Origin of the sequence: Streptococcus sp. CF8-6 (assembly GCF_024295845.1) — a bacterium.
Taxonomy (GTDB): Bacteria; Bacillota; Bacilli; order Lactobacillales; family Streptococcaceae; genus Streptococcus; species Streptococcus oralis_BO.
The window spans coordinates 474,198-499,789 of record NZ_JANCOF010000001.1; the positions used below are offsets into that span (position 1 = coordinate 474,198).

Consider the following 25,592-nt stretch of genomic DNA (forward strand, 5'->3'; position numbering starts at 1 on the left):
CCTCCGGGTATTAATACCTCTATCCTATACCTTTCAAGAAATTTTGTCAATAGAAAACAAGTAATTTCAAGCTTTAAAAACCAAAAACAGGTCCATAGAGAGTCAATACGTGTTTGACATGTTCGTAGTGGAACTTGTCATAGTTGCGCCAAGCAATACGAGCTTGATCATTCAGTTTTAGACTACCCAGTCCAATCAGAAGACTGGTACGTTGGTAAAATTTCTCAAGGTCGATTAAGATACTGTTGTCCAGCTTTTCTGCTTTTTTAAGCTCTTGCAGAGTAGTATTTAGTAGTTCTTGTAGTCGAAGATCATCGACTGTACCTTGTTTGCAGCTTTGGTAGTTTTTATTTAACTCGGAAAGGAGTTGATAAGCTTCAGTGATGAGCGCTTTGTCTTCCATATGAGTATCCTCCTTGCTCTGATGTATTCTTGCCTATAGTATAGCACTAATAGGAAAGTTTGTCATAGTAAATATGTTAAAAATGAGATTTTAATCTCAAAGTTTGGGAGGCTGACTTATAGCCTTTTCATGGTATAATCAAGTGAGTACATCTTTATGGAGGAAATATGAAGTTAAACATTCAAGAAATTCGTAAGCAACCTGAAGGCCTGCATTTTGAACAAGCTTTAGACCTGGTTGCAGACTTGCATAAACGAAATCAAGAAATTTTAGATGTCAAAGATATCCTTGCAGTGGGGAAGGTCCAGTACGAAGACCGTCTGTATTTCTTAGACTATCAGTTGTCATATACCATTGTTCTTGCTTCCAGTCGCAGTATGGAGCCAGTTGAGTTGGCTGAGTCTTATCCAGTCACAGAGGTTTTCATGGAAGGAGCGACCAACCAACTGGACCAGGAAGTTCTAGATGATGACTTGGTCTTGCCTATCGAAAATGGGGAAATCGACCTTGCTGAGAGCGTAGCAGATAATATTCTGCTCAATATTCCAATCAAGGTCTTGACGGCAGAAGAAGAGGCGGGCAAAGGTTTTGTGTCAGGAAATGACTGGCAAATCATGACTGAAGATGAATACCAAGCCCAACAAGCAGTCAAGAAAGAAGAAAACAGTCCATTTGCTGGCTTGCAAGGACTGTTTGATGGAGACGAGTAGATGGTTTTATCCAAGAAACGTGCCCGTCATGTCATTGAGGAAATTATTGCCCTTTTTCCAGATGCTAAGCCTAGTCTTGATTTTACCAATCATTTTGAACTCTTGGTTGCAGTGATGTTGTCAGCTCAGACAACAGATGCAGCGGTAAATAAGGCCACACCAGGGCTCTTTGCTGCCTTTCCGACACCACAAGCCATGTCTGTCGCGACTGAAAGTGAAATTGCTTCACACATTTCTCGCCTGGGACTGTATCGAAATAAAGCTAAATTTCTTAAAAAATGTGCCCAACAGTTACTAGATGATTTTGATGGTCAAGTTCCTCAGACTCGAGAGGAATTAGAAAGTCTAGCGGGTGTTGGTCGTAAAACAGCAAATGTAGTATTGAGTGTGGGGTTTGGAATCCCAGCCTTCGCAGTCGATACTCATGTGGAGCGTATTTGCAAACATCACGATATCGTTAAAAAATCAGCTACACCACTTGAAGTAGAAAAACGTGTCATGGATGTTCTGCCACCAGAAGAGTGGTTAGCAGCTCACCAAGCCATGATTTACTTTGGACGAGCTATCTGCCATCCCAAAAATCCAGAATGTGACCACTATCCCCAACTGTATGATTTTAGTAATGTTTAAGGGGACTCTAAAAAAGTTTTTGCTTGATTTTAAGGGTGCTTTGTGCTATAGTAAGTGGTAACTAAATAGTCCTTTAAACCTGTCCCGTGAGGCAGGCAAGGAGCGCGATAAAGTAGAAGGGTGAAGTCTATACTGTTTATAGTAGGGCTCGCTTGGCTATACATTTCAAGTCTCCTTGTAGAAGGAGACTTTTCTTTTTGGAGGTTTGTCATGAAGACAAAAGAAGTTGTAGACGAATTGACTGTCAAACGAGCGATTACGCGAATTACTTATGAGATTATCGAGCGCAATAAAGATTTGAATAAAATTATCCTAGCTGGGATAAAGACGCGTGGTGTTTTCATTGCTCATCGTATCAAAGAACGCTTGGAGCAGTTGGAAAATATCACTGTTCCTGTTGTGGAATTGGACACCAAGCCTTTCCGTGATGATGTCAAAAGCGGAGAAGATACTTCTTTAATTTCTGTTGATGTGACAGACCGTGAAGTTATCTTGGTGGATGATGTACTCTATACAGGCCGTACCATCCGCGCCGCTATTGATAACATTGTCGGCCATGGTCGTCCTGCGCGCGTGAGTCTTGCGGTGCTAGTAGATCGTGGACATAGAGAATTGCCTATCCGTCCAGATTACGTTGGGAAAAATATCCCAACCAGTCGTTCTGAAGAAATCATCGTAGAGATGACAGAACTTGATGGCCAAGACAGAGTTCTGATTACTGAAGAAGCTTAGAAAGCTGAAGGAGTAGCTATGTCAGAAAATCAACAAGCATTGAACCATGTGGTGTCCATGGAAGACCTCACTGTCGATCAAGTGATGAAATTGATTAAACGAGGTATCGAGTTTAAAAACGGAGCCCAACTTCCCTACGAGAACAAACCTATCGTATCGAATCTCTTCTTTGAAGATTCTACACGGACACATAAGTCCTTTGAAGTGGCAGAGATTAAGCTAGGGCTGGAGCGACTGGACTTTGATGTGAAGACCAGCTCAGTAAACAAGGGTGAGACACTGTATGACACAATCCTAACCTTGTCTGCGCTAGGAGTTGATGTCTGTGTGATTCGCCACCCAGAGGTCGATTATTACAAAGAATTGATTACGAGTCCAACCATTACGACTTCCATTATCAATGGTGGTGATGGCTCAGGTCAACATCCTAGTCAGAGCTTGCTTGATTTGATGACTATTTATGAGGAATTTGGCCACTTTGAGGGTCTCAAGGTTGCTATTGCAGGCGACTTGGATCACTCACGCGTTGCCAAATCCAATATGCAGATTTTGAAACGCTTGGGAGCTGAACTGTACTTTGCAGGACCTGAGGAATGGAGAAGTCAAGAGTTTGCGGACTATGGACAGTTTGTAACTATTGATGAGATTGTTGATCAGGTGGATGTTTTGATGTTACTCCGAGTTCAACATGAACGCCACGAAAGTGGAGCGGTCTTTTCAAAAGAAGACTACCATGCTCAACACGGTTTGAACCAAGAACGCTATAATCGCTTAAAAGAAACAGCAATCATTATGCATCCTGCTCCAGTGAATCGAGATGTGGAAATTGCTGACCACTTGGTTGAAGCACCAAAATCACGCATTGTCCAACAAATGACCAATGGTGTCTTTGTTCGAATGGCAATCTTAGAATCCGTATTGGCGAGTAGAAGCGCCAACTAAAACACAAGACGTTAAAAGACGCCAGTGAGCGTCCACGAGAGGTGAAAATATGACAAAAAGACTTCTAGTATTAGAAGATGGCACAGTTTTTGAAGGCAAGGCCTTCGGAGCAGATATTGATGTAACAGGTGAGATCGTCTTTAACACAGGGATGACCGGCTACCAAGAATCCATTACAGACCAGTCTTATAATGGACAAATCTTGACTTTCACTTATCCTTTGGTGGGAAATTATGGAATTAACCGTGATGATTATGAATCCATCATTCCAACTTGTAAGGGAGTTGTCGTTTTCGAAGAGGCGCGTCGAGCTAGCAACTGGCGCAACCAAATGACCTTGGATGAATTTTTGAAAGCCAAGAAAATTCCAGGTATCTCAGGGATTGATACGCGTGCACTTACCAAGATTATCCGTAAGCATGGTACGATGCGTGCAACCTTGACCCATGTTGGAGACAGTATGGACCATGTGACGGACCAGCTCCAAGCAACAGTCTTGCCGACAGACAATATCAAGCAGGTTTCTACTAAAACTTCCTATCCAGCTCCAGGTGTTGGTTTGAGTGTGGTCTTAGTAGACTTTGGTCTCAAGCACTCAATCCTACGTGAACTTTCTAAGCGTAACTGTAACGTTACGGTTGTTCCGTATTCAACAACAGCGGAAGAAATTCTCCACCTAAATCCAGATGGAGTTATGTTGTCAAATGGTCCAGGTAACCCAGAAGACGTTCCAGAAGCACTGGACATGATTCGTGGTGTGCAAGGAAAAATTCCAATTTTCGGTATTTGTATGGGACACCAACTTTTTGCCATGGCAAATGGGGCTAAGACCTACAAGATGAAATTTGGTCACCGCGGATTTAACCACGCAGTACGTGAAATTGCAACAGGACGCGTAGACTTTACCAGTCAGAACCATGGTTATGCAGTCAGCCGTGAGGATTTGCCAGAGCACTTGATCATCACCCACGAAGAAATCAATGACAAGTCAGTTGAAGGAGTTCGCCACAGATACCAACCAGGTTTCTCTGTACAATTCCACCCAGACGCAGCTCCTGGTCCACACGACGCTAGCTACCTATTTGACGAGTTTATTGAGATGATGGAAGCCTTTAAACAATCAAATTAAGAACGAGCAAAAGCTCGTCGGAGAATTTATGTAACTGAACACGGACGGAAAGCTCGGAATTTAGAGAAACCAACTTGGATTGTCAATCCTTCCTTGGTTTCCTAAAATTCAATCGCTTTCTATTCGTCCTTTGTATCTTATTTAATGGCAACCAGAGAGTTGCCGAATAGAAAGGAGAAGGGTGGTCCGTATTTGCTGAACTGAATACGGGCTACGGACGGTGCTAAAAAGATAGTTATTCCTAGAACTGATAGTTCTTCGTCATAACTCCTATTTTAGCTTTGTCCGCTTGACGCCCTTAATATCTTATAAATGCCTAAACGTACTGATATTCAAAAAATTATGGTGATTGGTTCTGGTCCGATTATTATTGGTCAGGCTGCTGAGTTTGACTATGCTGGGACCCAGGCCTGCTTGTCTTTGAAAGAGGAAGGTTATGAGGTTGTCTTGGTGAACTCAAACCCTGCGACTATCATGACGGACAAGGAGATTGCGGACAAGGTCTACATCGAACCGATTACACTGGAGTTTGTGACACGTATTCTTCGTAAGGAACGTCCAGATGCCTTGCTTCCAACTCTTGGTGGTCAAACAGGGCTCAATATGGCCATGGAATTGTCTAAAAACGGTATTCTAGATGAATTGGGAGTAGAACTTCTCGGAACTAAATTGTCTGCCATTGACCAAGCAGAGGACCGTGACCTCTTTAAACAATTGATGGAAGAGCTTGAGCAACCAATTCCTGAATCTGAAATTGTCAACACAGTAGAAGAAGCAGTTGCCTTTGCAGCGACAATTGGATACCCAGTCATTGTCCGTCCAGCCTTTACACTAGGTGGTACTGGTGGTGGTATGTGTGCCAACGAAGAAGAACTACGTGAAATCGCTGAAAATGGGTTGAAACTGTCACCTGTTACCCAATGTTTGATTGAGCGTTCGATTGCAGGTTTCAAGGAAATCGAGTACGAAGTCATGCGCGACTCAGCTGACAATGCCCTCGTTGTTTGTAACATGGAAAACTTTGACCCAGTTGGGATTCATACAGGGGATTCTATCGTATTTGCCCCTGCCCAAACCATGTCAGACTATGAAAACCAAATGCTTCGTGACGCTAGCTTGAGCATTATTCGTGCCCTCAAAATTGAAGGTGGATGTAATGTTCAACTAGCCCTTGATCCGCACAGCTTCAAGTACTATGTCATCGAAGTAAACCCCCGTGTATCACGTTCGTCAGCCCTTGCTTCTAAGGCGACGGGTTACCCGATTGCCAAATTGGCTGCCAAGATTGCCGTCGGTTTAACCCTTGATGAGGTTATCAACCCAGTTACAGGTTCAACCTACGCTATGTTTGAACCAGCCCTGGACTATGTCGTTGCCAAGATTCCACGTTTTCCATTTGACAAGTTTGAAAAGGGTGAGCGCCGTCTTGGTACCCAGATGAAGGCGACTGGAGAAGTCATGGCCATTGGTCGTAACATCGAGGAATCACTTCTCAAGGCATGTCGCTCTCTTGAAATTGGGGTTCACCACAATGAAATGCCTGAACTAGCAACCGTTTCTGATGATGCCTTGATTGAAAAGGTTGTGAAAGCCCAAGATGATCGTCTCTTCTACGTGTCAGAAGCCATTCGCCGTGGTTACACACCAGAGGAAATTGCTGAATTGACTAAGATTGATATCTTCTATCTGGATAAACTCTTGCATATCTTTGAAATCGAGCAAGAATTGGGTGCCCATCCACAAGATCTAGAAGTCTTAAAAACAGCTAAACTTAATGGTTTCTCAGACCGTAAGATTGCTGAACTCTGGAAAACGACAGCTGACCAAGTTCGCCAGCTTCGCTTGGAAAACAAGATTGTTCCAGTCTACAAGATGGTCGATACCTGTGCGGCAGAATTTGACTCTGAAACACCATACTTCTATTCAACCTATGGTTGGGAAAATGAGTCTATCAAGTCTGATAAGGAATCTGTGCTTGTCTTAGGTTCAGGTCCAATCCGTATCGGACAAGGGGTTGAGTTTGACTACGCAACCGTTCACTCTGTTAAGGCGATTCAGGCTGCTGGCTACGAAGCAATCATCATGAACTCAAACCCAGAGACTGTTTCAACGGACTTCTCTGTGTCTGACAAGCTTTACTTTGAACCATTGACGTTTGAAGATGTCATGAATGTCATTGACCTTGAGCAACCAAAAGGCGTCATCGTTCAGTTCGGTGGTCAAACAGCTATCAACCTTGCAGAGCCCTTGGCAAAAGCAGGAGTGACCATTCTTGGTACACAAGTTGCTGACCTAGACCGTGCGGAAGACCGCGACCTCTTTGAGCAAGCCCTCAAAGATTTAGATATTCCGCAGCCACCAGGACAAACAGCTACCAACGAAGAAGAAGCAGTGCTGGCAGCTCGCAAGATTGGTTTCCCAGTCTTAGTTCGTCCTTCTTATGTCTTGGGTGGACGCGCCATGGAAATCGTTGAAAATGAGGAAGACCTACGCTCTTACATGCGTACGGCTGTTAAGGCTAGTCCTGACCACCCAGTTCTTGTTGACTATTACATCGTTGGGCAAGAGTGCGAAGTTGATGCCATTTCAGACGGAGAAAATGTCCTTATTCCTGGTATCATGGAGCATATCGAACGTGCCGGTGTTCACTCAGGTGACTCAATGGCCGTTTACCCACCACAAACCTTGTCGCAAAAGGTGCAAGAAACCATCGCAGACTACACCAAACGTCTAGCAATTGGCCTTAACTGTCTTGGGATGATGAACATCCAGTTTGTCATCAAGGATGAAAAAGTCTACGTTATTGAGGTCAATCCACGTGCCAGCCGTACGGTGCCATTCCTTTCTAAGGTAACCAATATCCCTATGGCTCAGGTAGCGACTAAGCTAATTCTTGGTCAAAGTCTTGAAGAACTTGGCTACCAAGATGGACTTTATCCAGAAAGTACTCGCGTTCATATCAAGGCGCCTGTCTTCTCCTTTACGAAACTAGCTAAGGTAGATAGCTTGCTCGGGCCTGAAATGAAGTCAACAGGGGAAGTTATGGGTTCTGATACTACTTTGGAAAAAGCTCTCTACAAGGCCTTTGAAGCTTCCTACCTACACTTGCCAACCTTTGGAAATGTTGTCTTTACCATCGCTGATGATGCCAAAGATGAAGCCCTGGATTTGGCTCGTCGTTTCCAAAATATCGGTTATGGTATTCTCGCGACAGAAGGGACAGCAGCCTTCTTTGCTAGTCATGGACTTCAAGCTCAACCTGTTGGTAAGATTGGTGACGATGAACAGGATATCCCAAGCTTTGTTCGCAAAGGAAAAATCCAAGCGATTATCAATACTGTCGGAACCAAACGAACTGCTGACGAAGATGGTGAGCAAATTCGCCGTTCAGCCATTGAACACGGCGTGCCACTCTTTACAGCCCTAGATACTGCTAATGCCATGCTCAAAGTGCTAGAAAGTCGTAGTTTTGTCACAGAAGCAATCTAGTTGAGAAAGAATTTTCACAGTTTTAAAGCCAGCGTTTTCTACCGCTGGCTTTTGCAATACAGATACTGCTTATTTGAACTATCATTCTTTCCTTAAGAATCATTCTAAAATGTGATATAATAAGGGAGAATTGGAAATGGGAAACTATTTTCATTATATTTTTAAAAAATCCATTAAAAAAAGTAAAGACAGATTAGAAAGTGTAAAATTCCGATGTCTTCTTACAAAAAAGTCTCTCTTTCTGAGATCAACCAATCTATTGAAACTCCCAATAACAATCATTTTTGGCAAAATCTAAAAGCATTTTTAGGACCTGGAGCCCTTGTAGCAGTTGGTTATATGGATCCTGGAAACTGGATTACCAGCGTGGTTGGTGGTGCTTCCTATAAATATAGTCTCTTATTTGTTATTTTGATTTCATCCATCATTGCTATGCAGTTACAACAGATGGCTGGAAAGCTCGGTATCGTAACTAAGATGGACCTAGCTCAGGCAACAGCTCATCATGCTCCCCAATGGCTCCGCTATTGTCTTTGGGTGATTTTAGAATTAGCTTTAATGGCAACAGACTTAGCCGAGGTTTTAGGCTCAGCGATTGCCTTAAATCTTTTGTTTAAAATACCGATTATGGTCGCTATCCTCTTAACCGTTTTAGATGTATTTCTTTTGTTGTTGTTGATGAAATTTGGTTTCAAAAAAATTGAAGCCATTGTTACGACCCTTATTTTAAGCATATTAGCCATCTTTACCTATCTTGTGGCCTTATCCAATCCAAGTATTCAGGGTATTTTGGGTGGTTATTTACCGACTCCGACATTATTTGAAACACCATTGCCAGGTCATGAAAGCCAATTGACCTTGGCTCTAGGAATTGTGGGAGCGACAGTCATGCCCCATAATCTCTATCTTCATTCATCATTATCGCAAACAAGGAAAATCAATCACAAAGATAAGAAGGATGTTCGAAAAGCCGTGCGTTTTATGACCTGGGATTCAAATCTTCAGTTGTCCCTAGCCTTTATTGTCAATTCCTTGCTTCTTATTTTAGGGGCATCTCTCTTTTTTGGTCATGCATCTGAAATTTCGGCATTCTCCCAAATGTACAATGCTTTACAGGATTCGACAATAGCAGGAGCGATAGCCAGCTCAACTCTGTCAACTTTATTTGCCCTTGCCCTCTTAGCAAGTGGTCAAAATTCGACCATTACAGGTACTTTAACAGGACAGATTGTCATGGAAGGTTTCTTGCATCTGAAATTGCCTCAGTGGATTATTCGTATCGGTACCCGTATTTTTGCCTTGCTTCCTGTGATTATTGTTGCCGTCTTGTTTGGACATCAAGAAAAAACTTTGGATCAGTTATTGGTCTATTCACAGGTCTTTCTGTCAATCGCTCTTCCGTTTTCAATTTTCCCCTTAATCTATCTGACCTCTAAGAAGTCACTGATGGGAGAATTCACCAATGCCAAGTGGAATACAATCCTAGGTTACGCAGTTTCCATTATCTTAACCATTCTCAATGTCAAGCTTCTTTTCGATATTTTTTAAACCCGTTTGAAATCAATTATAGTGTCAGCGTGAAGGTTGACAAATAGAAAGTAGTAGAAAAAGAAGTACAAAAAAAGAACAGTGGTAACTGTTCTTTTTTTGATTATTTGAGACCGTATTTTACAAAGATATACTCTATAGTGTTTAAATCCTTATTAAATCAACGTTTCTAAAAGGGATATAGCTGTAAAATATTATATATATACCGTATTGTTAAACCAAGACGGTACCAAAAAGGTACCAAAAATTAAGGTTTCGGAGCTTATAAAATAAAGAAAGATGTCTCAGGTGTTTGAGATTTTTTTTTGGCAAGAAAAAACTCTTGAATATAATCCAAGAGTGAAACAAATAGGACCAGTGGTGGCACGGGTTCTTTACAGCCTAAAGCTGAAGGCAGTACCTCACCTGTACTTGAAAAAAGTACCTTTGAGCAAACTGTTACCAGTCACCCGACAAACATCCTATCCTTAGTTATAGTTTAGGATAAATAAGAGAGAATGTCAATAATAATTTTTATTAACTAATATAATTTATCTTAAAAATCGTCGTAGCGCTTTAGTTGACTGTCGTACTGAGCGATCAAGAAAGCGTAATGCAGAAAATGCAAGCATCCAACCAAATAGTGTTTTTCTCATAGCGTTACCTCCTCACTAAATAGTCAACCACAGCTTATTTTTTAGCTGCGATTCCCTCGACGGTCTTCTTTTTGAAAAAATCGATTTTTTCAATCGGAGTCATATTGCGATATGTTTTGATAAAATCACGATAAACCAGGTACTTTTTTTCAGGGTCAAGTAAGTCAATAAAGAGTTTAATAACTCCAGTTTTAAAGCTATCAATATCCTCAATAACAAGAAGAATATAAGGTGATTTTTGTATTAGATGGATGTTATAGTTATCCTTGAGGCGAATTTCTAAAACATTGATAGCCAGGGCATTTGACCAAAACGATTCTCCCTGTTCATCTGAAGTAAAATAAGGCTCAATAATGCTGAGTGGATAGGCTGATGGTATATAGTTCCCAGTGATTTCCTTAAAAACTGACTGTAGGAAACCCAGTAATATTTTTCCGGAAAATGTACCGGGTTGTTTAATTTTGTGTACTAAAGGTTTGTTAATATTGTTCATCTTTTTCTCCTTGTTCATTTATTCCATGGTTCTCTTGACAACAAGTAACCTAGTCTTTTTTAGCCTTTGGCAATCGGTCGTCAGCTTTTCAGCCTGACGACTCGACTGACTTTAGTCTAAAGTCGACTAGCTTGTTATCAAGAGACTTTCACGGCATAAAGTGCTTAAAATATATTTTTTTCAATCATATTTTTAACACTTCGAGCGACTGACATAATGGTTATTCTTGGTGGACGTATTTGATTTATGACATGTAACATTCTGCTGAATTCTTTAGGATGCATGTAATTTCTTGCTGTTTTGCGCCAAAGTGCAAGTTTTTTATTTACGGCATTTAATTGCTCACCTAATCGTTTTATACTTTCATTGAGTTTTTTATTTGCGTGTTTTAGTTTATCGACTTCTGATTTTAGCGTACGATTTTCAGACAATATATGATCACTCTTCATCAGTTCTTTAGCTAAGTTATTCTGTTTAGAAAGTGATTGCTGTAATTGATGTTCAAGTTTGCTGTTTTCGTGCCTTAGCCTATTATTATCTAGGGCATTTTGGGAGGCTGTATGAAAGAGTCTGTCATAGGTTGCTTTATCCATTTTTAGTTTTCCGTCAAATGTACGTCTGACTAATTTGTCTTTTTTCATTTCTTCAATCTGTAAAGGTTGAATAGACTCCAAAATAGCTATATCATCTAGTAAAGCATCTTTCTCTTTTTCGTGTTGCTTGATTTTTTCAGTAGCTTGCTTTTCCTGTTTTTCTAGTTGCTTTAGTTTTTCGGCTTTATCAACTATCTTTTTATCAGTATCATCTAGTAAGCGTTGCTTTTCTTTAAATTCTGCTGTTTCGAGGTGTTTCTTCTTGCTATCAGACTCCCCACGTTGCAAATTATATCCATGTTCGTTCAGGTATCTAGGAAATGCCTCCTGGATCTCTTTCAGTTGGTCACGACTGCCAAATAATGATTTAGAGCTTAACTTGCCATTTTGCATAGGCACAAGTCCTAAGTGCATATGTGGCGTACTCTCGTCAAGATGTACCATAGCATAAGCGATATTACTATTACCGTATCTTTCAGCAAAGAAATTTTTTGCTGTTTCAAAAAAATTCTTAATCTGATCTGGACTCATATTTTCAAAAAATGCCTTATCTGATGTAATAATCCATTCATTGCACAAAACGGCATCTTTACGTAGAGCACGTTTGGAAATTTTATTATCGTTGATGTATTGTTTAATCTGCCTATCGTATGGGATAGAGCGGTCACGGTCGGTTAATTCATAGTTTAGGTGAGTTTTTTCTGGGTCAATATCCTTGTTCGAGTGATTTTCAAAAATTCGTTCATTGTGACGATAGGCACCACCAAGATTTCCAGATTTCATTTTTTGCATCCTAGCTACTGCGTAACTCATAGCTTGTTCTCCTTTCTCGGCTCAAAGGGTCGCCGAGCTGGTGGCGGAAGATTGCCACCAGGACTAAGTGACCCATAGGGTAGATTTTTTCCTGAAGGATCGGCACGACTTCCATGTAAAGTGTAACGCACTACACTTTACTCCGTAAATGTGCGTTCTCCGAAGGGTCTTGCAGACGGCACATCGCTCCGAATACAGGAGCGACATCGAACCACCTCTCGAGCCACAAGAGGAGTTTCGACTATACTCGCCGAAGCGAGTAGGGCACTCTATCAGTGCCCCAGGGTCGGACGCTTCGCATTGTCCGACAAATGCCGTCAGAAGACGGCAAAGGCTAAAGCTACAAGGAAAGCTATAGATACAGTAGTGAGTGCAATCATTAAGTAAAATCGATGTTGTTCCAATCGTTCAGCATAATCTGCCCAAGCTTTTAAATTTTGTTGCTCACTCTTCCTATAGCCTTTCAATAGTTGCAAATCTTGTTCTAGTTGTTTGCCTTGTTCTTTAGCCTCCTCTAATTCTTTCTCAAGTTTAATCACATCATTTTCAAAATGATAATCTTCAAGTATTCTAATGCCTATTAAATCAAGGTTTTCAACCTTTTGGTTGTCTAGGTATAAATGACCTTTCAACCTCTCTTTATATTTTGGAGATCGTATCCGTTTATAGATGGATTGACTACTAACTCCCAGGCTATCAGCGTAGTCTTTTATTCTCATTTTAGGCCTCGTAACTCCTTGTTAATACTGGATTTTCAACCAAATGGTTGAAAGCTATTTTTTGTTTCTCTTCCCCCATAATAAGCAAGCTGTTTTTCTAATATTGGTCGTTCATGTTTTAATAAATCTTTCATCAATTTCAGATAGTCAATATCAGATGTTTTATAGGTCTGTAAAAGTTTCTTGTATTTTGTACGTGTGTTTTTACTGACTTTGTTCCAGATTCCTTTATCACGAGTAAGGGCAAGTAAGTAAAGTTGAGCCTCTATGCCTAAACCTTCAAAGTTAAACGGTTTAAAGATAACAGAGTCAATGACTTCAAATATTTCTTCAACCGAGCGACTGCGGAGCTGAAATTCTAAGCGCCACCAATGCTGGAACTGCTGGGCAAATTTCTTGTCTTCATCAGAGCCATTTTCTAATTGTTCAACTTTTTTGTTATAGAGTCTGATTTGCTTTTCTGACCTGGAGGCGCCTAGATATTTAGTTTCTAGTTTTCCATTCTGGTCTCTCCATTCTTTGGTAGCAGTAGGGCGGCCTTTCTTTTCAAGAATAAACTCACTACAATCAACTTCAAATATATCAAAAGCTAAATCGACTCGAGAGATTGCAATATCTTCAAGATATGGTATAATTGTATCTAAGATATTAATATCAATCTGTCGGAGTTTATTGGGGTTAAACTCTATCCTGAAAGGGCGAGCATTAAAGGCTTGTCCTTTTAATTTGTCGTAGTCTAGGAGGAGTCTAACGTGACTTCCGTCCCGAGTGATTGCTCTAAACATATCAGTCATTGCAGTCTGGACGATAATGGCTGTATGACTTTCTATCAAACTTTTGAGATCAAGGAGTTTGATAGGTTTGATATAAGCTGTAATAGTGATGTTGTCCAAGCTAACTTTTAATTCCAAATCAACCTCCTTTCTTGTAGAGGTCGCCTATCGGCGCCTCTTTTTTGTCTGCGCAAAGACCTCCGTAAAATGACATTCTTGGGGGAGCAACCCCAAGCCGACTTCGTCGGACTATTTTCATTTTGCTACGGTCAAACTTGCCAAAAAATGGGTGCAGTAAAATCCCACGAAATGGGAACATAGCGGGCTGTTAGAGGGGCCCGCGTTATAAATTTTGAGAAAGCTCAAAAATTTAGTCTCAAAATACCATTTACAAAATATTTTCATGGTCATTTTCAAAACTGTTTTAGGACTAGAAATTTTGTAGATCTGAAACAGATTTTTGAAAAAGGTCAACTCTTTCAATCAAAAATATTTCTAGGATTTTTTCGATGATATCTTCAGGGGGAATCTGCTTGTTTTTCTTGTATTTAAAGAATCGATCTTTAGCTTTTTTCATTTCTCCTAAATCATCAGAAACATCAGCAAATAGCAACTTGTGCAATTCAAACCAAGGCAACTCAGATTGTTTACGGACAATCTCAAAATTTCTCCAAAAACGTCTATCTTCATCTAGCTTTTCAAATTTCCTAAATAAATTCTCTCGTTCTGCTTTACGGTATTCTTTTGGCAAGAGTGTCCCAACATATTCTGCAGTCATGTTCGAATAGATGGCTTCTTTTGTTACAACAATGGGGAGTTTTAAGGAACTATCAACGTCTTTCAAAATCTTTCTAACAAATTGACTAAGTGTAATTTGTGTATTTAATTTATACTTCAACATCTTAGTACTTAACAGTTCAAATATATCAGTTGACCTAAAAAGCCATTCCATCAGCGTTTTAGTATCTATATCTTTACTTGAGAATACTTGATATTCAAGCTGATAGCTATCCAATCGTGACTGGATGGCCTGATTAAGTGCTGTATCTTTTCCAAAGTAAACCTTTATCATATTTACACCTCGTTAATATAAGTCATGTATGGTAAGTTATGGTTATAATAGCTTGTATTCCATTGCCGTTCACGTTCAATTAAGTTGACAGATTCCAAGCGTTGTAAAACAGCGACCATAGTCGTTCTGGCGCAGGAAAATTTTTTTGCTAGATCCTCAATTCTATATGCTAGGTAAATATTTCCTTCATCATCTACCCAACCTTTCTCTATTGCCTCTTCTTGTTTGTTTCTTAGCACAGAATAGACAATAACATCAAGGGGTACCAAATCCTTATAGAAATCGTCTTGAAATAATACTTTAGGTATTAAGTAATAATCATCACCGTAATCCATATATCTCACCTTTCATATTGTTGTAGCCATTGTGCTACCTTGTGTTTATCGTATAAGGTCACTCCGTCAATGACCATGTGGGGCATGCCTTCACGTTGCCATTTGACAACGGTAGTAGTGGATACATCAAGCCAACGGCACAAGCCTGCCATACGAACCATAGGTTTATAGAGTTCCTGGTCCTCAAGGGCTTTTTCAATAGCTTTCTGAAGCATGTTATCGTAGCGAGCAAGCAACTTCTTTTCTGTTGCTTTTGGGAGGTGGATGGTAAAATTTTCTGTCATATTCTGACCCCTTTCTTAATTTTATAAGCTCCGAAGTTATTTTATAACTATTATTTTAAGTTAAAAAATAACTTATGTCAAGAAAAAAGTTATTTTTTAATTATTTGTGTTATAATTTTAAATATAAAATGTCAGAAAGGTATAAAATGAGCAATAGACTAAAAGTTTTAAGAAAAGAAAAAGGACTGACTCAAGCTGACTTAGCAAAAGTTTTGAATACTAACCAGTCTCAATATGGAAAATACGAAAATGGAAAAACAAATCTTAGTATAGAAAATGCAAAAATCCTTGCAGAATACTTCGGGGTGTCTATCCCTTACTTGCTGGGGATTGATGATAACCCTGTATTAGTCAATCCAGGTTCAACCAAAGAAATTTTTAAAGGCTTCGCCAAAGTGCTTCAGGGAAAAAGTACGATTGAAAATAAAATCACTCAATGGACTCCTTTTGGAGAAGATCTTGCTATTATACTTGCAGAGCTCAATCAATCAGAGGCATTGTCTGATTACATTGATTTTCTAGCAAGTAAAAAAGGCTTTAACCCTGTTTTGGTTAAAGCTATTAAAGAATTTATAGCTGATGAGAAACAAGGCCTTATCCCTTTCCTGATTAACAAATCAGGAGCAGAAGACTCCCCTTATCATTATGTCTGGGAGGCATGGGTAGAGACTCCTGAATACAAGAGACGGCAAGAAGAGAAAAAGCGTAATAAATAACTGACAATCATGATTTCTTTATTTTATAAGCTCCGAAACCTTAAAAAATAAAGGAGAAATTAGAATGTCTATTATTAAATATAAGGCTAAAAAGTCTAAATCAGGGTATCTTTATAAGGTCAGAATCTACAGGGTGATTGATGGCAAACGTCAGGACTTCTTTAAAAGCGGTTTTAAGAGCCTTAGAGAGGCTAGACAATATGAAGCTATGATTTACCACAAAAAAGCGTCAGGAGACCTCTCAGGGCTACTGAGAGTCTCTGAGAGACGTTTTGATGAAGTTTTTGAAGAATGGTTCAAAACGTATCAAAACACAGTAGAGAGGACGACAAGCGTCCGTACAGATGATTTGTTTAGAATCCATATCTTGCCAGTTCTTGGAAAGATGAAAATTTCCAAAATTACTCCTTGGCACTGCCAAGACTTTATTACCGAAAAAGGTCAGACTTTTAGAAATATCAAACAGGTAAAATCTTATACTAGCCAAGTGTTTGATTTTGCTTTGAAAATGAAATTGATTACAGACAACCCAATGAAGCAAACGATACTCCCAAAAAGAGAGCGGAAGAAGTCAGATAACTTCTTTAGCGTTGAGGAGTTGCATGAGTTTTTAGCTATTATTAAGGCAGAAGAGCCTTATAAAAACTATGCCTTATTTCGTTTGTTGGCCTATAGTGGCTTAAGGAAAGGGGAGCTGTATTCTTTGAGGTGGTCTGATATTGATTTTGATAATCAATTACTTTCTATCAGCAAAAATCTAGGTAGAATCAAAGGGAAAGCAGTTGAGAAAAGCACTAAAAACAGGTTTTCCATACGGCAAATCCCTTTAGATACTGAGACAGTCTCGATTTTGAAAGAGTGGAAACAAAAGAGCAGAAGAGAAAAGGGGCAACTGTCAGTTACCCCATTGATTGATAGTGATTACATGTTTACGTTTGTTGGCCGAGATGGAAAGATAGAGCCTTTATACCAGGACTATATCAATAGTGTTCTGAAGCGCATTATTAGGAAACATGGCTTGAAGAAGATAACTCCTCATGGTTTCAGACATACTCATGCTACCTTGATGATTGAAACGGGTGTAGATCCTGTTAATGCAGCCAAAAGGTTAGGTCATGCAAGTAGTCAGATGACCCTGGATACTTATAGCCATTCTACAGTAGCAGGAGAGAAGAAAGCTATCACAAAATTTGTAGATTACCTGGATAGTGCAAAAGGTTAGTTTTCCAAGACGGTACCAAAAACGGTACTAAAAATAAAAAAAGCCAATTCCAATTTCTTGGAAAAGGCTTTGTATCAACGTTTTTAAGCAATAAATGCGGTTGATTATTTGAGACCGTATTTTTTGTTGAAACGATCCACGCGTCCATCTGCTTGAGTGAACTTTTGACGTCCAGTGTAGAATGGGTGTGAGTCTGATGAAATTTCCACACGGATCAATGGGTAAGTTTCGCCTTCGAACTCAACAGTTTCGTTAGAGCGTTTAGTTGAACCGCTAAGGAATTTGTAACCAGTAGTTGTGTCCATGAAGACAACTGGGCGATATTCTGGATGGATATCTTTTTTCATTTTGCAATATTTCCTTTCTGCCATGGTCTCTTTGCGAGCCATAGATTGTTACCATACTAGTCTATCAGATTCTGATAAGTTTGGCAAGTCTTTTCCCTGATTTTATTAAAAATCTTGATAAAAAATCACTCCAGTGTTTACTGGAGTGACGGTAGAAGAATGATTAGTTCTCTTGATTTGGAGCTTTTTCTTCTTGTTGATTTTTTACTTCTGTTTCTTTTACTGGTTCTACGTTTTCTGCTGCTGATTCAGCTTCTTTTTCAGATTCAGTAGCTTCTGTTTCTGTTGATTCTGTTACAGTTTCAGCTTCAGCCTCTGTTTCTGTTGGTTCGGCTACTGGCTCAGCTTCTGTTTTTGTTTCAGATTCAGTAGTTTCTTCTTTTACTGGTTCTGCGTTTTCTGCTGCTGATTCAGCTTCTACATTAGCTGGTTCCTTAGCTTCTTCTTTTTGCTCGGTTTCCTCTTTAACAGTCTCTGTTTTTTCAGCAGTAGTTTCTTCTTTTTTACGTTCTTGAGATTCTTTTTTGATTTCTTCGACTGCAGTTTTAACGGTAGAGCTTGTTACACGTCCGACAGTTTGAGCAAAATCTTTACCAGACTCAGCTAATTCAGTAAATGACTCTTTTGTAATTTTACCACCTGACATTGCCAAGAGACCAGTTACAACTAGTGCAATGCTAGCAAGAATAGCTAAAATCAAACCAAAGCCGATTGAAATGCCGTATCCACCAAAGTTAGACATGTATTTATTTACATTAAAGAGACTATTTAGTGTGACAAGAGTTGCAATTGCACCCGCAACAATGACACCAATTGAGAACCCTTTAGGCATTGCTTTATTCATATTATTCAAGCAAGCAAGAACAATAGACACAATAGCTGCGATAATGACAAACCACCCATCTCCTTGGTAACCATTCACACTATAGGACCCAAAAGAACCTGCATTTAAACTAGCCCATGGCAAGAGTGAACCAAGGATGGCTACTCCAGCAGAAATGAGAATATACAAACGATTTTTTTCCATTATTATGTCTCCTTTTATTCAGTTTGATTTATTATACCATAAACTGAGGTACAAAGAAACCGTATATTTTAAGAATCTAGCATATAAAAGGCCAAGAAAATTCTTTCTTAGCCTTGGTGAATCTGTAGAACTTCTTTCAGCTCTTGGTATATTTGTTCGTTTTCTTCTAGATTATAGGAATTAGCGCCACTGGCTAATGGATGCCCTCCACCGTCATGTCGTTTGGCAATTTCATTGATAGGAGTGATTTTACTGCGCATTCGCACGCGGAAGTGGCCATCAGTTTGTTCAACAAAGATAGCCCAAGCCTTAACGGTATCGATTCGGCCAGGTGCTCCGACAATTGCCGCTGTTTCAGCATCCGTAACCTTATATTTTTCCAAGATGTCTTGAGTAAGCAGAACGCGTGCAGCCCCGTCTTCATCAACTTCTAAATGATCATAGACAAAGCCTTGCAGTTTTGCAATCTTGAAGCTCATGGTATCCATTTGACGAGACAATCCAGCAAAGTCAAAATCAATTTCTCGGAGCTGGCCAGCTATTCTAAAGGTACGAGCACTAGTTGAAGGGTAGAGAAAACGCCCTGTGTCCCCGACAATTCCTGCATAGAGAAGTCGTGCCGCTTCACTAGACAAAGTTAGCTGATTTTCTTGAGCAAATAATGCAATCATCTCACTGGCACTGCTTGAACTTGTATCCACCCAAGATAGGTCACCATAGATATCATCATTTGGATGGTGATCGATTTTGATGGTGAAAGCAGCTTGTTCGTAGCGTTTATCATCGATACGAGGGCGATTCGCTGTATCACAAATAATAGCAAGAGCTCCTTGGTAGTCACTGTCTTGGACAGTATCCATTTCTGCCATCCATGTCAAAGTCGGTTCATTATAGCCGACAGCTTTGATGGTCTTTTCAGGAAAATGGTGTGTGAGAAGAGCTTTCAAGCCCACTTGACTCCCTAAGGCATCAGGATCTGGTTTCATATGACGGTGAATGATAATGGTATCGTATTCTTTGATTTTCTCTAAAATTTGCTGGCAAATTTCCATAAATAACCTCAATTCTTTCTCATTTCATTGTAGCACAAGAATTTTTATTTTTAAAATGAAAAAGATATGATATAATGGAGAAAGATAAATTGAGGAGGACGATATGGCATTAGCAAAAATTGTATTTGCCAGTATGACCGGTAATACCGAAGAAATTGCAGATATTGTGGCAGATAAATTGCGTGACTTGGGCTTGGATGTTGATGTTGATGAATGTACGACTGTTGACGCTTCAGACTTCTTGGAAGCAGATATCGCAATCGTTGCGACTTACACCTACGGAGATGGAGAATTGCCAGATGAGATGATGGACTTCTACGAAGACCTAGCTGATCTCAACTTGAATGGCAAAATCTACGGAGTGGTCGGTTCAGGAGATACCTTCTACGACGAATTCTGTAAGGCTGTCGATGACTTTGATCGTGTATTTGTAGCGACAGGAGCAGAAAAAGGTTCAGAGTGTGTTAAAGTGGACCTCTCTGCCGAAGAAGAGGACATCGAACGTTTGGAACAATTCGCAGAAGAATTGGCTGCAAAAGTAGGATAAGAATCAAGCTGCGCTGACTGGAAGAAGTCAGTGCGTTTTTTTATTAGTTTTTTTGGGATTTTACTAGCCTATTTAGAGGCTTTTTGATACAATAATTCAAATAAAGGAGGAGACTGTATGAATTTAGATATTATTCGCCAAGAAATTGATCAAATCGACGACCAAATCGTCAAGCTCCTAGAAGAACGGATGCATTTGGTTGAGGGAGTAGTTGCCTATAAGAAAGCCTCAGGAAAACCTATTTTAGATACCAAGCGAGAAGAAATCATTTTTGAGAAAGTCAAAAATCGAGTAGAAGATAAGCGCTATCAGGAGACCATTGTTGCGACTTTTTCAGACATTCTCAAACGTTCGCGTGATTATCAGGATCAAAACATCAAATGAAAAAAGAACAATTTTATCCGCTCGGGATTTTTCTGGCTGCTATGTTGGGAGGCCTTGTCCGCTACCTGGTTTCTACTTGGTTACCAGCCAGTCCCGACTTTCCTTGGGGTACCCTCCTTGTCAACTATCTGGGTATTTTCTGCTTAGTCTATCTGGTGAAAGGTTATCTGGTTTATAAGGGAAGCAGTAAAGGTTTGGTTTTGGCGCTGGGTACAGGATTTTGTGGTGGGCTAACAACCTTTTCTAGTCTAATGCTTGATGCCGTGAAACTGCTTGATACCGGGCGTTATCTTAGTTTAGGCATCTACTTATTTTTGAGCATTGGTGGAGGTCTGCTCTTGGCTTATGTTCTAGGGAGGAAGAAATGGTAATCGTTTATCTTGCAATCGCCTGCGGGTTCGGAGCCTTGGTTCGTTATTTCTTTTCCCGCTATAATCAAGCTTCTAAATTGCCTTTAGGAACTCTCATAGCCAATCTCCTCGGTTGTTTTTTGATTGGCTTGCTCTACAATCATGTGGAGTCCAAGGAAATCTATGCCATCCTAGCGACAGGTTTTTGTGGAGGGTTAACGACCTTTTCAACCTTGAATGATGAGCTGCAAAAACTGTTAAGTGACAAGAAGGTATTTTATAGCTATTTTCTCTTAACTTACCTAGGCGGTTTTCTAGCGATTTTTTTAGGAATTCTGCTATAAATTTCTTTACTTTTAGGTGGAAATTTGGTAAACTGTATCTTGTGTGTAATGGACGCACAAAAATACAGTTTATCCGCTGAGGAAGGTTCCTCAAGATTGACAAAGATAGGAGAATAAAATGAATCCATTAATCCAAAGCTTGACTGAAGGTCAACTTCGTACAGATATCCCATCATTCCGTCCTGGTGACACTGTTCGTGTACACGCGAAAGTTGTCGAAGGTAACCGTGAACGTATCCAGATTTTTGAAGGTGTTGTTATCGCACGTAAAGGTGCGGGCATCTCAGAAAACTACACAGTTCGTAAAATCTCTAATGGTGTAGGTGTTGAGCGTATCTTCCCAATCCACACTCCACGTGTTGAAAAGATCGAAGTTGTTCGTTACGGTAAAGTACGTCGTGCGAAACTGTACTACTTGCGTGCTCTTCAAGGTAAAGCGGCTCGTATCAAAGAAATCCGTCGTTAATTCGACTAAAAACTCTGCTCATTCAGCAGGGTTTTTCTCTAGCTCCCTTAGTTCAATGGATATAACAACTCCCTCCTAAGGAGTAGTTGCAGGTTCGATTCCTGCAGGGGGCAGTAAACGAGTAATTTTAAACAGAAATTACTCAAGTTAAAATAGAACTCCAAAAGCGTGAGATCACGCTTTTTTGTTTTTTATCAATGATGAAAACGGGAGAATTTGCATATAATTATAAAAAGACAGGATATTTTAGTTAATTGCATATAATGATTTGATTTTTTAGAAAGTAAGGAGTAAAATTTAATTAATATTATAATGAGTTAGGAGTTTGACTATGAACGGTTTAGTTTTAGGATTGGATATTGGTATTGCATCCGTAGGAGTGGGAATTCTAGAAAAAAATTCTGGAAAGATTATTCATGTGAATTCACGACTTTTTCCAGCTGCAACAGCTGATAATAATGTTGAAAGAAGAAAAAATAGACAGGCTAGACGATTAAATCGTCGGAAAAAACATCGTGGTGTTCGCTTCCAAGATTTATTTGAAGACTATGGTTTGTTAACTGATTTTTCTAAGGTATCCATTAATCTTAATCCATATCGACTTCGTGTAGATGGCTTGAATCAGCAACTAACGAATGAAGAACTGTTCATAGCTTTAAAGAACATTGTTAAGAGACGTGGTATTAGCTATTTAGATGATGCTTCTGAGGATGGGGGTACAGTATCGTCTGATTATGGTAAGGCAGTTGAGGAAAATAGAAAATTACTTGCTGAACAAACACCAGGTCAAATCCAACTAGAGCGTTTTGAAAAATATGGTCAATTAAGGGGAGATTTTACTGTTAAAGAAAATGGTGAGAAATGCCGATTGATCAATGTTTTTTCAACATCTGCGTATAAAAAGGAAGCTGAAAGAATTCTTAGAAAACAGCAGGAATTCAATAGTAAAATTACGGATGAGTTTATCGAGGATTATCTAAAAATCCTTACAGGGAAAAGAAAATATTATCATGGACCAGGAAATGAAAAATCTCGGACGGATTATGGACGTTTTCGAACAGATGGTACTACCTTAGATAATATTTTTGGTGTTTTAATCGGTAAATGTACATTTTATCCTGAGGAATACAGAGCTTCTAAAGCTTCCTATACTGCTCAAGAGTTTAACTTACTAAATGATTTAAATAATTTAACAGTTCCTACAGAAACAAAGAAACTTAGTGAGGAACAAAAGAAAACAATCATTGAATATGCGAAATTAGCGAAAACATTAGGAGCCTCAACCTTATTGAAGTACATTGCTAAAATGATTGATGCTTCAGTAGATCAGATACGTGGTTATCGAGTTGATTTAAACAATAAACCTGAAATGCATACTTTTGAAGTCTATCGAAAAATGCAATCGCTAGAAACAATTTCAGTTGGGGAATTGTCTAGAAATGTTCTAGATGAGCTTGCCCATATTTTAACTCTAAATACTGAACGAGAAGGTATAGAAGAAGCAATTAACTCGAAGTTAATGGGTGTATTTAGTCAAGATCAAGTACTTGAATTAGTTCAATTTAGAAAAAATAATAGCAGTCTATTTAGTAAGGGATGGCATAATTTTTCTCTTAAACTCATGATGGAGTTGATACCAGAACTTTATGAAACTTCAGAAGAGCAAATGACAATTCTCACACGATTGGGGAAACAAAAATCTAAAGAGACTTCAAAACGAACTAAGTATATTGATGAAAAAGAAGTAACAGAAGAAATCTATAACCCTGTAGTAGCAAAATCTGTCAGACAAGCTATAAAAATAATCAACGAAGCAACTAAAAAACATGGTATCTTTGATAATATCGTTATCGAAATGGCGCGTGAAAATAACGAAGAAGACGCTAAGAAAGATTATATAAAACGTCAAAAGGCAAACCAAGATGAGAAAAATGCAGCTATGGAAAAAGCGGCGTTTCAATACAATGGGAAAAAAGAGTTACCAGATAGTATTTTTCATGGCCATAAGGAATTGGTTACTAAGATCCGTTTATGGCATCAACAGGGAGAAAAATGTCTTTATACTGGGAAGAACATTCCAATTTCAGATTTAATTCACAATCAGTATAAGTACGAAATTGACCATATTTTACCTCTTTCTTTATCGTTTGATGATAGTCTATCTAATAAAGTATTGGTTCTAGCTACAGCAAACCAGGAGAAGGGGCAGCGAACACCGTTTCAGGCTTTAGATAGTATGGATGATGCTTGGTCCTACCGTGAGTTTAAATCTTATGTAAAAGAGTCTAAATTATTAGGTAATAAAAAGAAAGATTACCTTTTAATGGAAGAAGATATTAGTAAAATTGAGGTGAAGCAGAAGTTTATCGAACGAAATTTGGTTGATACTCGATATTCCTCTCGCGTTGTTTTAAATGCTCTACAAGATTTTTATAAAGCGCATAAATTCGATACAACTATTTCGGTGGTACGTGGACAATTTACCTCTCAGCTAAGAAGAAAGTGGGGACTTGAAAAATCTCGTGAAACCTATTACCACCATGCTGTGGATGCCTTAATTATTGCTGCTTCGAGTCAATTAAGGTTATGGAAAAAACAGAATAATCCTCTGATTACTTATAAAGAAGGGCAGTTTGTTGATTCAGAGACTGGAGAAATTATTCCATTGGCTGATGATGAATATAAAGAGTTAGTGTTTAAAGCGCCTTATGACCATTTTGTCGATACATTGCGTAGCAAGACGTTTGAGGATAGTATTCTATTTTCTTATCAAGTAGATTCAAAATTTAATCGAAAAATTTCAGATGCAACCATTTATGCAACAAGAAAAGCGAAATTGGATAAAGATAAATCTGAAGAAACTTATGTTTTAGGTAAGATTAAAGATATTTATAGCCAAGCAGGGTATGATGCTTTTATTAAAATTTACAATAAAGATAAGAGTAAATTCTTAATGTATCACAAAGATCCCCAGACGTTTGAAAAGGTAATTGAAGAGATTCTAAGAACTTATCCTTCAAAAAAATTTAACGAGAAGAATAAAGAAGTTCCTTGCAATCCTTTTGAGAAATACAAACAAGAAAATGGACCAATCCGGAAATATAGCAGAAAAGGTAATGGTCCAGAAATTAAAAGTCTTAAATACTATGATAATAAACTAGGTAATCACATTGATATCACACCAGATGGTAGTGATAATCAAGTTGTGCTTCAATCAATAGCCCCATGGCGTACAGACGTTTATTATAATCATAAAACAGGGAAATATGAATTACTTGGATTAAAGTATGCAGATTTGCAATTTGAAAAGGGTAGTGGTGCTTACTCTATATCCATTGAAAAGTACTTATCAATTAAGGATAGAGAAGGAGTGGACTCTCAGGCGGAATTTAAATTTACTCTTTATAAAAATGACTTAATTTTAATAAAAGATAATCAAACAAATGAAGAGCAATTTTTTAGATTTTTATCTAGAACTATGCCAAATGTAAAACATTATGTTGAATTGAAACCTTATGATAAAGCTAAATTTGATGGTGAGCAGCCATTGATAAGTTTATTTGGTAAAGTTGCAAAAGGAGGACAGTGTCTGAAAGGACTAAATAAGTCAAATATATCCATTTTTAAAGTAAAAACAGATGTTTTGGGTAAAAAACATATCATTAAAAAAGAGGGTGACGAACCAAAACTCAAATTTTAAAAAATATTTAAAAAAGAGTTGCAAACGCTTGTACAATGTATTATAATAGTAACCGTAAGGGACGCCTTACACAGTTACTTAAATCTTGCAGAAGCTACAAAGATAAGGCTTCATGCCGAATTCAACACCCTGTCATT

General features: G+C 38.9%; 26 protein-coding genes and 1 tRNA gene. 16 read left to right on the forward strand and 11 right to left on the reverse strand.

Going from position 1 to position 25,592, the window contains the following annotated elements:
- Nucleotides 1–73: 73 nt before the first annotated feature.
- Nucleotides 74–403 carry a helicase BlpT gene (locus NML69_RS02265; RefSeq protein ID WP_254725189.1) on the reverse strand — a complete coding sequence of 110 codons (330 nt, stop codon included), beginning with the start codon at nt 401–403 and terminating at the stop codon, nt 74–76.
- 167 nt (nt 404–570) lie between these two features.
- Here NML69_RS02265 and NML69_RS02270 point away from each other — a divergent pair, with 167 nt between their 5' ends.
- The 7 genes from NML69_RS02270 to NML69_RS02300 all read left to right on the forward strand — a co-directional run bounded on the left by NML69_RS02270 (nt 571) and on the right by NML69_RS02300 (nt 9,583).
- Entirely contained in the window at nt 571–1,113 is a 543-nt protein-coding gene (locus NML69_RS02270) for a DUF177 domain-containing protein (RefSeq protein ID WP_254725190.1), read from the forward strand.
- A complete protein-coding gene (gene nth, locus NML69_RS02275; RefSeq protein ID WP_000244435.1) occupies nt 1,114–1,743 on the forward strand; it encodes an endonuclease III in 630 nt (209 codons plus the stop codon). It begins immediately after the preceding gene.
- Between the two features lie 210 nt (nt 1,744–1,953).
- The gene (gene pyrR, locus NML69_RS02280) at nt 1,954–2,475 is read left to right on the forward strand and encodes a bifunctional pyr operon transcriptional regulator/uracil phosphoribosyltransferase PyrR (RefSeq protein ID WP_000850018.1); all 522 of its coding nucleotides are present in this window, start codon (nt 1,954–1,956) and stop codon (nt 2,473–2,475) included.
- A gap of 18 nt (nt 2,476–2,493) precedes the next feature.
- Entirely contained in the window at nt 2,494–3,417 is a 924-nt protein-coding gene (locus NML69_RS02285) for an aspartate carbamoyltransferase catalytic subunit (RefSeq protein ID WP_254725191.1), read from the forward strand.
- 49 nt (nt 3,418–3,466) lie between these two features.
- On the forward strand, nt 3,467–4,546 hold the full coding sequence (locus NML69_RS02290; RefSeq protein WP_000166848.1) for a carbamoyl phosphate synthase small subunit: 1,080 nt from the start codon (nt 3,467–3,469) through the stop codon (nt 4,544–4,546).
- Nucleotides 4,547–4,858: 312 nt separating this feature from the next.
- Nucleotides 4,859–8,035 carry a carbamoyl-phosphate synthase large subunit gene (gene carB, locus NML69_RS02295; RefSeq protein ID WP_254725192.1) on the forward strand — a complete coding sequence of 1,059 codons (3,177 nt, stop codon included), beginning with the start codon at nt 4,859–4,861 and terminating at the stop codon, nt 8,033–8,035.
- A gap of 213 nt (nt 8,036–8,248) precedes the next feature.
- Complete coding sequence (locus NML69_RS02300) at nt 8,249–9,583, forward strand: Nramp family divalent metal transporter (protein WP_254725193.1); 1,335 nt, start codon at nt 8,249–8,251, stop codon at nt 9,581–9,583.
- A gap of 669 nt (nt 9,584–10,252) precedes the next feature.
- Here the strand turns inward: NML69_RS02300 and NML69_RS02305 are convergent.
- From NML69_RS02305 to NML69_RS02335, 7 genes are all read right to left on the reverse strand, one after another.
- Nucleotides 10,253–10,711, reverse strand: a complete 459-nt coding sequence (locus NML69_RS02305; RefSeq protein ID WP_231077309.1) for a hypothetical protein — start codon at nt 10,709–10,711, stop codon at nt 10,253–10,255.
- 164 nt (nt 10,712–10,875) lie between these two features.
- On the reverse strand, nt 10,876–12,117 hold the full coding sequence (gene mobV, locus NML69_RS02310; protein WP_254725194.1) for a MobV family relaxase: 1,242 nt from the start codon (nt 12,115–12,117) through the stop codon (nt 10,876–10,878).
- Nucleotides 12,118–12,434: 317 nt separating this feature from the next.
- Nucleotides 12,435–12,836, reverse strand: a complete 402-nt coding sequence (locus tag NML69_RS02315; RefSeq protein WP_001220478.1) for a hypothetical protein — start codon at nt 12,834–12,836, stop codon at nt 12,435–12,437.
- A 35-nt stretch (nt 12,837–12,871) separates the two neighbouring features.
- Nucleotides 12,872–13,747, reverse strand: coding sequence for a replication initiation protein (locus tag NML69_RS02320; RefSeq protein WP_061409370.1), 876 nt, complete (start codon nt 13,745–13,747; stop codon nt 12,872–12,874).
- A gap of 292 nt (nt 13,748–14,039) precedes the next feature.
- Nucleotides 14,040–14,681, reverse strand: coding sequence for a hypothetical protein (locus tag NML69_RS02325; protein WP_254725195.1), 642 nt, complete (start codon nt 14,679–14,681; stop codon nt 14,040–14,042).
- 2 nt (nt 14,682–14,683) lie between these two features.
- Nucleotides 14,684–15,016 carry a replication initiator protein A gene (locus tag NML69_RS02330; RefSeq protein WP_061416568.1) on the reverse strand — a complete coding sequence of 111 codons (333 nt, stop codon included), beginning with the start codon at nt 15,014–15,016 and terminating at the stop codon, nt 14,684–14,686.
- Between the two features lie 5 nt (nt 15,017–15,021).
- Nucleotides 15,022–15,300, reverse strand: coding sequence for a DNA-binding protein (locus NML69_RS02335; RefSeq protein WP_254725196.1), 279 nt, complete (start codon nt 15,298–15,300; stop codon nt 15,022–15,024).
- Between the two features lie 146 nt (nt 15,301–15,446).
- On the opposite strand from NML69_RS02335, the gene NML69_RS02340 reads away from it, so the two are divergent.
- Entirely contained in the window at nt 15,447–16,016 is a 570-nt protein-coding gene (locus NML69_RS02340) for a helix-turn-helix transcriptional regulator (RefSeq protein ID WP_254725197.1), read from the forward strand.
- Nucleotides 16,017–16,080: 64 nt separating this feature from the next.
- Complete coding sequence (locus NML69_RS02345) at nt 16,081–17,238, forward strand: site-specific integrase (RefSeq protein WP_061416572.1); 1,158 nt, start codon at nt 16,081–16,083, stop codon at nt 17,236–17,238.
- Nucleotides 17,239–17,342: 104 nt separating this feature from the next.
- On the opposite strand, the gene NML69_RS02350 is transcribed toward NML69_RS02345, so the two are convergent.
- The 3 genes from NML69_RS02350 to NML69_RS02360 all read right to left on the reverse strand — a co-directional run bounded on the left by NML69_RS02350 (nt 17,343) and on the right by NML69_RS02360 (nt 19,664).
- The gene (locus tag NML69_RS02350) at nt 17,343–17,585 is read right to left on the reverse strand and encodes a type B 50S ribosomal protein L31 (RefSeq protein ID WP_000710762.1); all 243 of its coding nucleotides are present in this window, start codon (nt 17,583–17,585) and stop codon (nt 17,343–17,345) included.
- Between the two features lie 163 nt (nt 17,586–17,748).
- Nucleotides 17,749–18,612 carry a lantibiotic ABC transporter permease gene (locus NML69_RS02355; protein ID WP_254725198.1) on the reverse strand — a complete coding sequence of 288 codons (864 nt, stop codon included), beginning with the start codon at nt 18,610–18,612 and terminating at the stop codon, nt 17,749–17,751.
- A gap of 107 nt (nt 18,613–18,719) precedes the next feature.
- Nucleotides 18,720–19,664: a bifunctional oligoribonuclease/PAP phosphatase NrnA gene (locus NML69_RS02360; RefSeq protein ID WP_042767708.1), complete on the reverse strand. Its 945-nt coding sequence runs from the start codon at nt 19,662–19,664 to the stop codon at nt 18,720–18,722.
- Between the two features lie 103 nt (nt 19,665–19,767).
- Here NML69_RS02360 and NML69_RS02365 point away from each other — a divergent pair, with 103 nt between their 5' ends.
- The 7 genes from NML69_RS02365 (at nt 19,768) to cas9 (ending at nt 25,455) form a co-directional block, all read left to right on the forward strand.
- Nucleotides 19,768–20,211, forward strand: a complete 444-nt coding sequence (locus NML69_RS02365) for a flavodoxin (RefSeq protein ID WP_001162125.1) — start codon at nt 19,768–19,770, stop codon at nt 20,209–20,211.
- 117 nt (nt 20,212–20,328) lie between these two features.
- Nucleotides 20,329–20,595 (forward strand): chorismate mutase, encoded by a 267-nt coding sequence (locus NML69_RS02370; protein ID WP_042767707.1) that lies wholly within the window; start codon nt 20,329–20,331, stop codon nt 20,593–20,595.
- Complete coding sequence (crcB, locus tag NML69_RS02375) at nt 20,592–20,966, forward strand: fluoride efflux transporter CrcB (RefSeq protein ID WP_042767706.1); 375 nt, start codon at nt 20,592–20,594, stop codon at nt 20,964–20,966. The genes NML69_RS02370 and crcB (NML69_RS02375) overlap by 4 nt, the downstream gene beginning before the upstream one ends.
- Nucleotides 20,960–21,289, forward strand: a complete 330-nt coding sequence (gene crcB, locus NML69_RS02380) for a fluoride efflux transporter CrcB (protein WP_042767704.1) — start codon at nt 20,960–20,962, stop codon at nt 21,287–21,289. Before crcB (NML69_RS02375) ends, crcB (NML69_RS02380) begins: the two co-directional genes overlap by 7 nt.
- 118 nt (nt 21,290–21,407) lie before the next feature.
- The gene (gene rplS / locus NML69_RS02385) at nt 21,408–21,755 is read left to right on the forward strand and encodes a 50S ribosomal protein L19 (protein ID WP_001068669.1); all 348 of its coding nucleotides are present in this window, start codon (nt 21,408–21,410) and stop codon (nt 21,753–21,755) included.
- A 41-nt stretch (nt 21,756–21,796) separates the two neighbouring features.
- Nucleotides 21,797–21,868: transfer RNA gene (locus NML69_RS02390), tRNA-Arg, on the forward strand.
- 218 nt (nt 21,869–22,086) lie between these two features.
- Entirely contained in the window at nt 22,087–25,455 is a 3,369-nt protein-coding gene (gene cas9 / locus NML69_RS02395; protein ID WP_254725199.1) for a type II CRISPR RNA-guided endonuclease Cas9, read from the forward strand.
- Nucleotides 25,456–25,592: the final 137 nt, after the last annotated feature.